At 42.5% G+C, this 14,723-nt stretch carries 11 protein-coding genes; 9 read left to right on the top strand and 2 right to left on the bottom strand.

From position 1 onward, the window contains the following. Nucleotides 1-221: 221 nt before the first annotated feature. Complete coding sequence (locus BGP15_RS01070) at nucleotides 222-668, bottom strand: nuclear transport factor 2 family protein (RefSeq protein WP_286768496.1); 447 nt, start codon at nucleotides 666-668, stop codon at nucleotides 222-224. Nucleotides 669-931: 263 nt separating this feature from the next. Here BGP15_RS01070 and BGP15_RS01065 point away from each other — a divergent pair, with 263 nt between their 5' ends. From BGP15_RS01065 to BGP15_RS01050, 4 genes are all read left to right on the top strand, one after another. Further along, nucleotides 932-1,225: a hypothetical protein gene (locus BGP15_RS01065; RefSeq protein WP_286768495.1), complete on the top strand. Its 294-nt coding sequence runs from the start codon at nucleotides 932-934 to the stop codon at nucleotides 1,223-1,225. Nucleotides 1,226-1,484: 259 nt separating this feature from the next. Further along, the gene (locus tag BGP15_RS01060) at nucleotides 1,485-2,390 is read left to right on the top strand and encodes an alpha/beta fold hydrolase (protein WP_286768494.1); all 906 of its coding nucleotides are present in this window, start codon (nucleotides 1,485-1,487) and stop codon (nucleotides 2,388-2,390) included. Between the two features lie 90 nt (nucleotides 2,391-2,480). Next, nucleotides 2,481-3,338: a helix-turn-helix domain-containing protein gene (locus tag BGP15_RS01055; protein ID WP_286768493.1), complete on the top strand. Its 858-nt coding sequence runs from the start codon at nucleotides 2,481-2,483 to the stop codon at nucleotides 3,336-3,338. 34 nt (nucleotides 3,339-3,372) lie between these two features. After that, a complete protein-coding gene (locus BGP15_RS01050) occupies nucleotides 3,373-4,287 on the top strand; it encodes a hypothetical protein (protein WP_286768492.1) in 915 nt (304 codons plus the stop codon). A 463-nt stretch (nucleotides 4,288-4,750) separates the two neighbouring features. Here BGP15_RS01050 and BGP15_RS01045 read toward each other — a convergent pair whose 3' ends face one another. Further along, entirely contained in the window at nucleotides 4,751-5,191 is a 441-nt protein-coding gene (locus tag BGP15_RS01045) for a hypothetical protein (RefSeq protein WP_286768491.1), read from the bottom strand. Between the two features lie 597 nt (nucleotides 5,192-5,788). On the opposite strand from BGP15_RS01045, the gene BGP15_RS01040 reads away from it, so the two are divergent. From BGP15_RS01040 to BGP15_RS01020, 5 genes are read left to right on the top strand one after another with little or no spacing between them, the layout of a single operon-like run. Further along, entirely contained in the window at nucleotides 5,789-8,998 is a 3,210-nt protein-coding gene (locus BGP15_RS01040) for a SusC/RagA family TonB-linked outer membrane protein (protein ID WP_286768490.1), read from the top strand. 37 nt (nucleotides 8,999-9,035) lie between these two features. Then, entirely contained in the window at nucleotides 9,036-10,949 is a 1,914-nt protein-coding gene (locus BGP15_RS01035) for a RagB/SusD family nutrient uptake outer membrane protein (RefSeq protein WP_286768489.1), read from the top strand. 33 nt (nucleotides 10,950-10,982) lie between these two features. Continuing rightward, nucleotides 10,983-12,179 carry a DUF5000 domain-containing lipoprotein gene (locus tag BGP15_RS01030; protein ID WP_286768488.1) on the top strand — a complete coding sequence of 399 codons (1,197 nt, stop codon included), beginning with the start codon at nucleotides 10,983-10,985 and terminating at the stop codon, nucleotides 12,177-12,179. 30 nt (nucleotides 12,180-12,209) lie between these two features. Continuing rightward, entirely contained in the window at nucleotides 12,210-13,445 is a 1,236-nt protein-coding gene (locus tag BGP15_RS01025; RefSeq protein ID WP_286768487.1) for a DUF4998 domain-containing protein, read from the top strand. 9 nt (nucleotides 13,446-13,454) lie between these two features. Then, nucleotides 13,455-14,678 (top strand): hypothetical protein, encoded by a 1,224-nt coding sequence (locus tag BGP15_RS01020; protein ID WP_286768486.1) that lies wholly within the window; start codon nucleotides 13,455-13,457, stop codon nucleotides 14,676-14,678. Nucleotides 14,679-14,723 lie beyond the last annotated feature (45 nt).

Here is a 14,723-nt window from a genome sequence, read left to right as displayed (position 1 = left end):
TGTTGTTTTTAATTCCTACACAAACTTAGGCTTCATTCAAGGGCTATATGAGTGAAAAGCGTCCAATGTAAGCGGTAGAATACATCTACCGAAAAGTTGAGCCGATGCGTAACCATAAAACGTAAAAAAGCCACATCTCACGAGTGGCTTCTAAACTAAACTTAAACATATGATTCACTAGTGCTCTACCTATAGCTTCGCAGAGCACTAGTTCTTGAGATTTATTTATATGAATTAATTGATTTGGATACTTTCCAGTCATTAGCCACACGCTCCAAGGTAACTAAGTCCGTTTTGGTGAAGTTCTCAAATTTCAACGTTACTTTAGCTACCATATAATCTGCAGATTCTTCTAAAATATCAGTGCTAACTGTGCAGTTCAGCTTCTCTCCTTTTTGCTTTTTCAATAGTTTAACTACGGCACTACGGCTGTTAGACTGCGCATTGGTAGCTTGGATCTTTTGATTAAAATCAGCTGCGAATAACTGCTCTACTCCTGCTGATTCTCCTTCAGTCGTTACCGCAACATAGTGATCCAGTGCCAAGTCTGCTGTGGAAAGGTTAACGTTTGTTTTTGTTGCTTTTGCTCCAGGTCCTTCAGCTGCCATGGCAAATGTTGATACGGCGATTAGGGCTGCTGCTGCGAATGTTTTTACTAGCGTTTTCATAATGTCTTTATTTTATATTGTTAGTTTTTTATCTGTTCTTATTTGTTGACTCAAAACTACAACACAATAGCCTTCTAGCCTACAGGCTTTAGACCAACGATCGGGAAAACTCGGTAAATGGTGGGAATGGGGAGGTGAAAGTTATCGTTCGAATTAACGATTCAATGAACCTATAGACTCCCGGAGAGATAATTTATTTCAAAATTTCATTATCTTAGTGCATGTGGCCACCGATATCAATTGACAAAATAGAACTTCTTATTTTGCAAGCAGAACTGACAATGGATTATAAAGCTTTAAACCTTTGGAATCTCATCAAAGTAACTCCTCATAAGTGGCAAGAAAAATCATTTGGAGATGACAGTGGGGGCTTTTGGGTGGTTGCTTTATTTGGAAATCAAATAATTTACTATAATGACATCGAAGAAGGCTTTAATATATCATCGTTTGTAATCTACGGCGTTATTGATCAATACGATTGTAACCAATCTGAATTGACCTCCCCCATTAATTATTTAGTTTCACAGTTGAGTCAAATCCCTGACGAGATTATTTAGGGTAATAAACCGAACTAAAGAAATAGATAAATCATAAAAAGGCCGCATCTCTCGACGTGGCCTTAATAAATAGATGATTTACGAGATCAGCCTTGGTAAGAACTTCAAATTTCAATATTACCTTGGATTCACGGCTATTACCCTTAAATTCTTTATTAGGGAAAAAAGTACAATACATATCCACCATTATCCATTCCTTGCGAATCAAGCTGATTATATCTTTGTATCATAACTTTAAAACAATTTAAACATTAAAAAAATGAAAACAATTATTGCAACAATCAGCTTAGTGATGACTTTATTGAGCACTTCTCTTTTCGCTCAAGGGAAAAGAGTACCAGCTTCTGCCGGAAGAGCAGAATACATCGAAGTAGAAAAGGGAGTAAAGCTCCATGTAACCGACCTTGGCGAAGGTAAGCCTATCGTATTGATTCATGGTTGGCCATTGAGCGATGAAATGTACGAATACCAATACCAATATCTATCCCGCAGAGGATTCAGAGTGATTGGTATTACACTTCGTGGTTTTGGAAAATCAGATAAACCTTACGGAAAGTATGACTTTGATGTTTTTTCCGATGATATAAAAGTGGTTCTGGAAAAACTGGACATACAAAATGCTACGCTTGGAGGGTTTTCGCTAGGTGGCGCAGTGGTACTGCATTATGTGACAAAATATAACTCCGCCCATATAAGCAAGCTAGCGCTGTTTGGGGCAGCGGCACCATCGTGGAAACAGCGGGAAGGTTTTCCTGACGGATTGCCGGATGCAGCGGTACAAGGATTGATAAACGCAACCAAAACACAAAGACAGGATCTGATCGCAAGTTTCGGCGCAGGCTTCGTGGCGAAAGAAGGTAATATCTCTAAAAACGTAGAAAAATGGTTGGAAAATATCAACTTGCAGGCCTCTCCTTATGCCATGACAGAATCGATCACGGCACTCCGCGATTTGGACCTACGCCCCCAGCTTTCAAAAATCAATATCCCTGTGATCATATTTCAGGGAGTGTATGATAAAAACTGTCCGCTTGTTTGGGCCGAACAATTACAGAAAGGCATAAAAAATGCAACGCTTATCCGCTTTGAAAACAGCGGTCATGCCTTGTTTGTCGAAGAAATGGAAAAATTCAATACCGAGCTGGAGAAATTTGCAAAATCATGATGAATTGCAAAACGGGAGAGCAAGAATATTGTGTTCTCCTGTTTCTATTTGAACTGAGATTTGTATTTTTAACCCCATTAGTTGACCAATATGGCAAGTGAAAAAGTATTTCGAAACGACCTAAAAACCATAGGGCTTATATCGTTGCATGAAGATAATGTCGATTCCATTAATGGCGCGGGATATAAACAATACATAAAAGTACTGCTTCTTTCAAAGGGAGCTGAGTTACAGGTTGATCTTGCTGAATATTCCGTAAAACAGCCCTCCCTGTTCTTTGTAAGCCCCAATCAGCATCTGCATATAAAGAAGCTTGGAAAAGAAGAGGGACACTTCATCTTTTACAACCGCGACTTTTATTGTATCCAGATACATGATGAGGAAGTAGCCTGCAACGGATTGCTGTTCAGCAACATCTACAATATGCCGATGGTGGAATTGGACAAGGACGAAATTCCCTTCTTTAGCTATATTTTCGGACAGATGACGGATGAGTTCGGATTGAACGATACCTCGCTGGAAGAGATGCTCCGTACCTATCTTAAACAATTGTTCATCAAATCCGCACGTTTGTGGAAAAAGCAAAATCTCGATAAAGAACTTAACGAACAGAACAGCGACCTGGAGTTTTTCAGGAAATTTACCTTGTTGGTTGACGAACATTATAAAGAAAAGCACCATGTTGCCGATTATGCCGAACTGCTGTTTATGGCTCCAAAAACAATTAGCCATAAATTTAAAAGACTCAACCTGCCACAGCCCAATGATGTGATCAAGAACAGAATTCTGTTAGAAGCAAAACGGCTGCTGGTACATACCAATCTGACGGCAAAAGAGGTTGGCTATGAACTGGGATATGAAGATCCAGCATACTTCAGCAGGCTATTTGTGCAGAAATCAGGTGAAACGCCGTCAGCATTCCGGGCAAAATTTCTTGCCATAAATTAAATTCAGTCGTTGTTGTTCCAATACAAAATTCAATATGATAAGCAGATTCTTTACTTACTTATTTTTTTCTCTTTTTATCCCGATGGCTCTTCGCGCGCAAATTCCAGAAAGCCGGTCCATGTCAGCATTGGCAGAACGAATACAACCGGCACCGGATGAAGTTTTCAACAAATTTCGCGAAGCAGGGATGCAGCCTGTGGATCATGTACTGACAGCCAAAGAAAAAGACAAGGTCGCAAAGGCTTTTAGTATGCTGTCGCCGCTGCACAGTAAAATTCTGAAGCAACATCTGCACAGTATAAGTTTCATGGATAATATGCCCAATACGGCACTTACATCACCGGTTGAAACAGCCGATTCAAGCCAAAAATTCAACATTACTTTTCGTGCAGAAATTATTAACGAAACTGTTTCCCAATGGGCCACATGGAAGGAGAATTCATACTACAAATTCCCTGAAGACAGCGGACTGAAGGTAACGATAGATGCCGGCGAGTTGGACGCTATGGTGTACGTATTGCTTCACGAGGCAACGCATGTGGTGGATGCGGTACTGGCTCTTACACCTCACTACGGCGAGGACGATACAGTTGCGGCACCTACAGCATTTACCCGGGGTATCTGGCATGCCGCGAATGTGCCCGAGAAAGCGTTCATCAGCCCTTTGCTGGCAACCACACGCTTCCGGAGCGGGAAGCAGGTGCCGGTTTCTGATGCACCGAAAATATACAAAGAGCTTCAAAAAACGCCCTTCGCTTCACTTTACAGTACAGCTGCATGGTTTGAAGACCTCGCTGAGCTGGTGGCTATCTATCATGTGACAGCAAAGCTAAACCAGCCGTTTCGGGTATCCGTAAAACAGAACAGCAAAGAAATCATGAGTTTTGAACCGATGAAGAGTAAGCTAGTGAAAAAGAGGCTGCAGCAGCTGAAGGTATTTTATGATTAGCGGTCCTTCGTGATTAATCCCGAGTTGTAAGCTCTGGTTGATAATCAAAGGATGTTGCAAATATTTACTAGTCCAACCTGTACTTCACTACGAGCGTAAGTCTTTTGAATTAAAACTGCAGTTAGTAAAAAATTATAAAACTATTTGCAAATGGCAATTGTTCTTATAATACAAAGCGGCTCCAAGCTATCTTTCGAAGGAAAGGTTCAACATAAAAATTGGCGTCGTACAGTGAAAATCCAATAGTCTTTAAAAACATTGGATGACGAAACAAAAAAGAGGAAACGATAGGAAACATAAAAATTACTGTACAAATAAACGCTAAGAGAAAGGGTCTGATGAGAATCAGGCCCTTTTGACGTAAAAACGCCAGATTTCACGGCCTGGCTTCTAAACTAAACTTAAATAGATGATTCACTAGTGGTTTGTCTTTTATTACTGGCAAACCACCAGTTGTAAAGTTCTATTTATACGAATTGATTGATTTGGATACTTTCCAGTCATCACCCACACGCTCCAAGGTGACAAGATCTGTTTTGGTGAAGTGCTCAAATTTCAAGGTCACTTTAGCGACCATATAGTCTGCGGATTCTTCTAAAATATCTGTGCTTACTGTACAGTTCAGCTTCTCCCCTTTTTGCTTTTTCAATAGTTTAACTACGGCACTACGGCTGTTAGACTGTGCATTGGAAGCTTGGATCTTTTGATTGAAATCTTCTGTGAATAACTGCACTACTCCTGCCGATTCGCCCGCAGTCGTTACTGCAACATAGTGCTCTAAAGCGAAATCTGCTGTGTAAAGGTTAACTTTTGCTGATTTTGAACCGTGGCCTTCAGCTGCCATAGCGAAAGTTGATACGGCGATTAAAGCTGCTACTGCGAATATTTTTACTATTGCTTTCATAATGTCTTTTTTTATAGTGTTAGTTTTTCATCTAAATAATTTGCTCTTCAATTGTGATGAAGCTTGAGCATTTCCATCGATGCTCATGATGGTTTTTGTTCTTATTTGTTGACTCAAAACTACAACACAATAGGTCCCTAGCCTATGGGCTTTAGACTAACGATCAGGAAAACTCGGTAAATAGCGGAAATGGGGAGGTAAATCTAAATAGGATGACGACTGATGTCAATACACCATCAACGACAGACAACAATGTACTGTTTCGTGTAAAAGCAGACATTAACAGTGAATTTACTCAATAGCTACTTACCAAACTCTTTCGATAATGAAAATAAGCCGTTGATCCTAGCGACAACATGTTCTCGCAGCCCCATATTGACGGCACCAAGACGTTATTGGCAAAAAATCAGGGTGATATATTCGGCCAAAGTAAGGGAGATATTCGTATGGGTTACACCAGACTATTGGTGCAAAACCGACCATTTACTATTGACCATTTCACCCCCTTTTTTTGCTGTAAATCCCCTCGAATTATCCAATTCATTGTAACGATAATTGTACCTAACATAACTCAATTTATAACCAAAATTCTTATTAATGAAAAGATGGAAGAAGATTAAATCTCGTCTAGGAATTTTTATATTTCTAATGACGGCAGCTTGTTGTGCAGCTATGGCTCAACAAGTTCGTGTACAAGGAAAAGTCTCCTCGGAAAATGACGGTACAGCGGTATCAGGCGTCACAGTAAGTGTCTTGGGGGGCACTATGCGCGTATCTACGGATGGAAATGGAAACTATGTACTTAATACTAACAAAACTGCGACATTAGTATTTAGTAGTGTCGGCTACGCACGTCAGGAAATTCTCCTGACCGGGAAAAAACCAGATGCCAACAATACCATCACTTTAGACATCCAAATTAAACTAAACGAAAATGTTATCGACGATGTCGTTGTCACGGGTTTTGGTCAACGCGAAAAAAGAGCTTCCGTAGTCGGCTCCGTAACCACGATTAACCCGAAAGAATTAAAAGGCCCGACGAGCAACCTAACCACTATGCTCGCCGGAAGGGTTGCCGGTATGATTGCCTTTCAACGCAGTGGTGAGCCTGGATCTGATAATGCAAATTTCTTTATTCGGGGACTTGGAAGTTTTGGTACCGGAAAACAGGACCCATTGATTCTCATCGATAACATCGAATCTTCACCGACCGATATGGCCCGCTTACAGCCCGATGATATTGCGAGCTTTTCTGTCCTTCGCGATGCCAATGCGGCCGCCATGTATGGTGCCCGGGGTGCAAACGGCGTCGTTCTGATCACCACAAAACTGGGTAAAGAAGGGGCTACCAAATTTGAATTCCGTACGGAAAGTAATGTTTCTACCAATACCCGCAATTTTAAATTTGCAGACAACATCCGCTACATGGAAATGGCCAACGAGGCCTACCTGACAAGGCCCGCTGATGCGGCCAGTGGACAGGGGCTCCCGTATTGGCAGACCAAAATTGACCATACAAGAGCCGGAGACAATCCGCTGCTCTACCCGAATAATAATTGGATTGACCAGCTTATAAAAGACTACACCATAAACCAACGTAATAACTTAAATATCAGCGGCGGTGGAGCAAAAGCAAAGTACTACCTATCCGGTACATATAACATCGACAATGGTATTTTAAAGATGAACGGAATCAACAATTTCAATAACAATATCAAGTTAAAAAATTACTCCGTCCGTTCAAATGTTGATATCAACTTTACCCCTACGACAACAGGTATCGTACGTGTATATGCTCAGTTTGACGATTACAATGGACCGATCGGCAGCACAGACGAAAATGGAAGCCGTATCAATGGTGGAGCTGCGACCTTCAGACGCGCCATCTGGTCAAATCCTGTGATGTTCCCGGCGATCTATCCGTCTTCGTATATGCCATACATGAATCACCCTTTATTTGGTAATGCACTAAATAGGAATGGTGGTTTATTTGTAAACCCTTACGCCGAAATGGTACGTGGTTACCAAGAATTTAATACCTCGACGATCATGCCACAGATTCAGATTAACCAAAATCTGAATGCATTGATCCCAGGGCTGAGCCTTACGGCAATGACTTATCTAAAACGTTATGCTTACTTTGAAGTAAGCCGCAAATATAATCCTTTCTATTACACAGCATCTGCTGATGCGACTGGCGATCTAAGCCTCCGGGTCATGAATGATGGTTCACTGGGATCGATTGGAACTGTTGGTACCGAATACCTCGATTATTCGGAGTCTGCAAAAGAAGTAAATTCGATGTTTTATGCGCATGCGATTGCCAGCTACAACCATGCTTTTGGTAAGCATAATGTAGGGGCTACAGTGATCGGTTTAGTTCAAAATTCATTGAGTGGGAATGCCGGAAACTTGCAATTGTCGCTGCCTTCACGCAATATCGGTCTTTCTGGTCGCTTTTCGTACAATTTTGATGATCGTTATATCGCCGAGTTCAACTTTGGTTACAATGGTTCAGAACGTTTTGCCAAAAATCGACGTTTAGGATTTTTTCCTTCCTTTGGGCTTAGCTACAATATATCCAATGAATCATTTTTCGAACCTGTCAAAGATGTCATTTCAAAACTAAAAATCCGTGCTACACATGGTTTTGCTGGTAACGATCAAATCGGCCGTTCGCAAGATCGTTTTTTCTATTTATCTGATGTCGACATGAATGCCTTTCAGATTGGATTTGGTGAGCTTTCGGGATATACCAGACCAACCATCGCCATACGTCGTTATGCCAATCAGGACATCACATGGGAGCGATCGCGCCAAACAAACTTAGGACTCGAACTCGGCCTCTTTAAAGACCTCGAGTTAAATGTAGATGTATACAAACAGATCCGGAGCAATATTCTCACCGGCCGATCATATATACCGAGTACAATGGGCCTTCGCGCCGCCATTGTCGCCAATACGAATAAAGCCGAAAGTAAAGGGGTAGATGTGACGTTAAATTATAATAAAAACTTTGGCGACAGCTGGTACATTCAGGGACGTGGAACGATGACTTATGCCGTAAGCAAGAAACTGATTGTGGATGAACCCGCATACAAAGAAGCCAGTCGCTATACAGTAGGTACTTCGGCGTCCCAAGAGTTTGGTTACATCGCTGAACGACTTTTTGTGGACGATCAGGAGGTACTGAATTCTCCGGTTCAATTCGGAAAACCGGGCTTAGATTACCTGGGTGGAGACATCAAATACCGTGACGTAAATGGCGATGGACAGATCACAGATTTAGACCGCGTCGCGATCGGATACCCTACCACGCCAGAAATGATCTATGGCTTTGGCGGTACTGTGGGTGGAAAGGGCTTAGACTTCAGCTTTTACTTTCAGGGATCTGCACGCTCTTCCTTTTTCATTAATCCCGAAAATATTTCGCCCTTCTATTTAAATGGTGGTTCGCAAAACGGCCTTCTACAGGTCATTGCCGATAGTTATTGGAGTGAAGAAAATCGAAATCTATACGCCTTTTGGCCTCGTCTAAGTGAAAACATTATAGCGAATAATAACCAAAGAAGTACCTGGTGGATGCGTAGTGGTGCTTTCCTTCGATTGAAAACAGTGGAAGTAGGTTACACGTTTAAGGAAAGTTTGATGAAACGCCTCAAAGCAAAAAACCTTCGGGTATACGCCAATGGAATGAATTTATTTGCCTTAAGCTCTTTTAAAATGTGGGATGTCGAGATGGGTGGAAAAGGAATAGGCTATCCGATTCAGGCCGTATATAACATAGGCTTACAACTGAGCTTTTAATGTGAACTACAATTAAGAAATCATGAAAAATAAAAATATGAAAAAGACAGCAACCTATATCGCATGCCTCTTGTTTAGTGCTTTTGGAGTTTCTGCCTGTAAAGATTATATCGATGTCGTTCCGGACAACGTGGCGACAATTGACAATGCCTTTTCCTTACGAAATGAAGCTGAAAAATTTCTCTTCACCTGCTACTCGTGGTTACCAAATAATTCGGATGCCCAAAGCAATACTGGATTTCTTGCCGGCGATGAGGTATGGCTACCTGTTGCCCAGCGGGAAATCTATCCGGCGAATAACTGGCGTATCGCCCGCGGCGGGCAGAATGTCAATCAACCACTTGTAGACTCCTGGAGAAGTGGTTTATGGATCGCTATCCGAGATTGCAATATCTTTTTAGAAAATGTTTCTGATCTGTCCAAGGTACCTGATCTCTCAATCGATGATCGTTCGCGATGGATTGGAGAAGTATTGTTTCTAAAAGCTTATTACCACTATTTGTTATTTCGCCAATATGGACCAATTCCCGTTGTCGAAAAAAACATCTCACTTGACGCAGATCAGTCTGCTGTACGGGTAGAACAGCGTCCTGTCGATGAGGTGGTCAATTACATTGTTTCTTTGCTGGACTCTGCTGCACAAAAATCTGTTCCTTTAATTATCCCCAATAAGGCCGCGGAACTTGGACGGGTGACCAAACCCATCATTCAGGCTGTAAAGGCTGAGGTATTGCTGACTGCCGCAAGTCCCCTATTCAATGGAAATACAGATTATCAGTCCATGCGCAATAGCAAAGGCGAACAGCTGTTTAATCCAACTTATGAGGCCTCAAAATGGACGAAGGCCGCGGAAGCTGCAAAAGCGGCAATTGAATCTGCCGATGCTGCGGGCATCCGCTTCTTCCCTTTCAATAAGGCCGAATATGGACAGTTTAAAATGAGCGATGCAACCGCACAGGTGCTGGGCATCAACTTGGGCTTTAATGAGCGTTGGTCTGCTGAACACATCTGGGCAAACCCCAATTACCAGGCATGGAATATACAGCGGGATGCGATGCCCCTCTTAACCCCGGAAGCAGTGGTCGGTACGGCAAGACAACACCTCAGCGCACCGCTGAAAATTGCAGAAATGTTTTACACAAAAAATGGTGTCCCCATCAATGAGGATAAAACCCTCGATTTTAACGACAAGTCGAGTCTACGCGCGGCTACCGCTGCAGATCGGTATTATATCAAAGAAGGGTATACTACAGCGCGTCTAAACTTCGACCGCGAGCCCCGATTTTATGCTGACCTGGGTTTTGACGGCGGCATCTGGTTCAAGTTTGATACCAAAAGCCTATCGGATGAGGATACGTATTATGTACAGGCGAAGCTAAATCAGCCGGCTGGTGCCAATAACCATGGGTGGATCAATGAAACTGGATACTTCCTTAAAAAATTAGTGAATTGGGAACAAGCTTTCAGTAGCAATGGTGTCAGTTATAAATCCTACCCTTGGCCAGATATGCGCCTAAGCGATATTTATCTGATGTATGCTGAGGCGTTGAATGAAGCCAATGGTCCTTCAGCTGATGTTTACGCGTATTTAGACCGCATACGCGAACGTGCTGGAATCCCCGGTGTCCTAACGTCTTGGAGCCAGTATTCGTCAAACCCAGACAAGCCTACAACCAAAGAAGGTCTTCGCGAAATTATCCAACGGGAGCGCATGATCGAATTGGCCTTTGAAGGAAAACGTTATTGGGATCTAAGGCGCTGGAAACTGGCCGTTAAATATTTCAATCAGAACATTACCGGATGGAGCGTAAATCAGGAGATCAGTCCAGATTATTACCAGATAAGAACATTGTTTCAGCAGACATTTGTGGCCCCTAGAGATTATTTCTGGCCAATTGCCCAAGGTGAATTAACCGTAAATCCTTCGTTGACACAAAATTTAGGCTGGTAGTCCTTTCAATTTTATCCTTAAAGTCATAAAGAAATGAACATAAACAGAAAATTGATACAGACCATATTTTTGTTCTGCATCTTATTCCAAAACTGTAAAGAAGAAATTCAAGTCGCTCCTGTTGTCAACAGTACTACACCGGGGCAAGTCAGTAATGTGAAGGTAGAAAACCTGGCTGGGGCCGCACGTATTACCTATACCTTACCAAAAGATCAGGATCTATTGTATGTCAAAGCCGTCTATCAATTAAAATCAGGTAAAGAAATGGAGGTGAAATCCTCCTACTATAACAACACACTTCTCGTGGAAGGTTTTGCAGATACAAATCCGCATTCGATCAAGCTCTATGCCGTAAATAGAAGTGAAATCAGTTCGGCGCCTATCGAAGTCTCCGTAACGCCTTTAGAAAATCCCATCTGGAATACCTTTCGGAGTCTGGAGGCCATTCCAGCTTTTGGTGGCATTCGGATCACTGCCGAAAACGAGACCGAGAAAAATCTCACCGTGATGGTGATGGTCGATTCGTTGGGTGAATGGGTACCTTCTGTAGACAACATCTATACTTCCGCTAAACAGATTTCACGTACCATCCGTGGGTTTGCACCAAATCCCAAACAGTTTGCGATTACCGTGAGAGACAAATACATGAATTTTACCGATACGCTTGTGACGACTTTGACCCCGCTGTTTGAACAGGCACTTCCCAAATCAAGGTATACTGCGGTTACATTACCCACCGACGCCAAACAACAATATACTTCTACCGGGTTATCCAAGATGTGGGACGGAGACAATTGGAACTGGCCCAATATATCTTTGACTGACGTCACTGTCAATGGTCCACAATGGGTCACATTTGATACCGGTAAGTTGGCCAAAATGAGCCGGATTGTGATCTGGGACTATCCAGAATACACCAACAGTGGCCGTATGTATTATTACGGTGGGAACGTGCGATTTTTTGAAATATGGGGTTCGGACAACCCACCTTCAGACGGGAGCTGGAACAACTGGACACGCTTAGGTACCTTCGAAAGCAAAAAGCCTTCTGGACTACCCATGGGGCAACAAACAGATGAGGACTATCAACTTGCCAATTCGGGTTTAAGCTTTGACTTTGATATCAGTGCACCGAAGGTCCGCTATCTACGCATCAAAACCATTAAAAATTGGCAGGGATCGTCCTTTATGTCCATCGCCGAATTACAGGTTTATGGCGATCCACGTTAGTACAACTTGTTTATTATCAATTAGACTATTATGAAAGTAGCACATATTAAAACATTCTTTATCATGTCTATGCTTAGCATGGCCATGCTTTCTTTCCTTTGCTGTTCAAAAAGTGATGATTATAAAAAGTACCTGGAAGGCGGTGAAATTTCCTACACCGGAAAAATTGATTCCGTAAAGGTCTTCTCTGGTAAAGAGCGCGTCTATATCACTGGATTATTTATGGCCGACCCCAAGGTAGATCGTCTCAAAATATACTGGGATAATCGGCAAGATTCGACTGAGTTAAAAATCAATCGTACGGCTGGCGTAGACACCTTAAAAATTTCACTGAAAATAAGTGAAGGAGTACATAATTTTGAACTTATCACCTACGATGCCCAAGGCAATAAGTCGCTAAGCGTTTTTAAAACTGGCGTATCTTATGGCGAACGGTTCAGCTCGGGACTTATCAACAGACCAATGTATGCTGTTGACTACTTTGCTGGCGATCAAAAAACCACCGTCAATTGGGGGGGAATCGATCTGACAAGTGGTGCTCAGTTTACAGAAGTTGAGTATACCAATACCTCAGGGAAATTAGTTGTTCAAAGAGACTCTATCAAGTTAGGTAAAAGTATTCTATCGGATTTTCTCCCTGGCAAACCACTCCGCTATCGTACATTATTTGTGCCGGATTCTTTAAGTATAGATACATTCTACACGAACTATTCCGCAAATATATCGCCCAAGGAGGTTTATCTAAAAAACATGAACTTTCCTTTCGAGACTTCTGCCATGGGCGGTGATCGCTGGGGCACTCCGGCGGTGTGGCTTGTAAATGATGCGGCAAAGAACTTCAAGACAGCAGATGGAAAATATTATGGTGGAATTGAGATTCGGGATAAAAAAGCCTGTTTATCTTTGGAAGCAGGTTGGTGGCAATGGGCCTCACCCTCACCCAACTTAGCGCCAATTGTAAATGGTAAGATTTATCAAACGACCAACCTACAGCCCGGAAAATATCGTTTTACAGTCTCAAAGATTGACAAAGGCAGCGCCGGTGTCGTTCACCTCATCGCCGCAAAAGGCAATGCCTTGCCCGATCAATCAGCCTTGAATACATCCTTAGGCTTTCAAACCCTATCTGGAAGCAGTGCAATATTCGAATTTACCGTAACAGAAGCGGGACCTGTAACCTTGGGTTTTCTCGGAAACATGAATGGAACCGCATCAGACGGCTCTTATTTTAAAGTCTCTGGCAATATGATCTTTGAAAAATTATAAGCAAAATAGATGAATAGATTAGTTTTTTATGTCATTTTTACAGCCTGCACTTTAGCAGGCTGTAAAAAGGCTACTCCCGAAAGCAGTATAGTAACGCCTACAGAAAAAACAGATGATATCGCACTTGCTACGCTTGGTAAATTGGCTTTTTCCAATATCACGACTACAGGTGCTATGATTACAGGAAAAGTGCTAAACAAAGGTGGTGCACTTGTTACCAGTCGTGGCGTCTGCTGGAACAAAGACCCGAATCCGACAATCGACAACAATCCGATGGAAGCAACTTCCAGTAAAGGTTCTGGTGAATTTACTGTGGCACTAACAGCCCTTGCCCCCTCACAAACCTATTACATTAGACCTTACGCCAAAAATAAGGGCGGAATTGCTTATGGCGAACAACAGGTATTGACCACTGCCGATATCCAATCGGTTACATTCGGGACGAACCCCATCTTTATTGTAGGATCATCAATTGCTTACTACGATGTCAATATTATCAGCAGTGGTGGTGGCGCTGTGACTGAACGAGGGCTATGCTGGGGCCTACAGGAAAAACCGACGGTCACTGATCATAAGGTTATGAATGCTGCAACTGGCACAGGCAAATTTCGAATCGGCATGCTCAATCTTACCCCCAGTACAAATTATCATTTACGCGCTTATGCGATCAATGAAACAGGTGTAAGCTACGGACCCGACATTTCCTTCCATACAATCGCCAAGGGCAAAGTAACCTATACATTCAATAAAGTCGACAATCCAACAGCGCAACAACTTGCTGCATACCAACGATTGCAAGTTGCTCTGGACAGTGCCGTCTGGTATGCCAATAATTATACTTCGGCCACCAAACACGTTTACCTCAACTACGACCCCGGGGTTCCGACAGCCGACGCGAATAACGAGGGCTGGATGCGATTTGGTGCCAGCGAGGGCTACCAAAATATCCGTACCATGTTGCATGAGATGAACCATACCCTCGGTACCGGGACGACAAGCTGGTGGTCACAAGCGATTATCAATGGCAAATATAGTCTGGCAAATGCCAACAATATGTTAAAAATGATCAATTCAGACGAATCAGCCGTTATAAATGGCGATAGCATGCACTGGTGGCCCTATGGTTTAAATCAAAATTCAGAAGTCAGTTCAAGCTGGGATTACGTATACAATTGCCTGATCATAGAAGCTATGCGGAAAGACGGCATGACTAGTCACAGTGGCGCTTACTAGCGGATAACTGAGCCACAAAAAAAGAGAAGAAAAACAGCAGTATGT

This window comes from Sphingobacterium sp. 40-24 (genome assembly GCF_001899705.1).
GTDB classification, from domain to species: domain Bacteria; phylum Bacteroidota; class Bacteroidia; order Sphingobacteriales; family Sphingobacteriaceae; genus Sphingobacterium; species Sphingobacterium multivorum.
The sequence above is the reverse complement of the archived record's forward strand: the minus strand, read 5'-3'. Positions and strand labels throughout refer to the sequence as shown.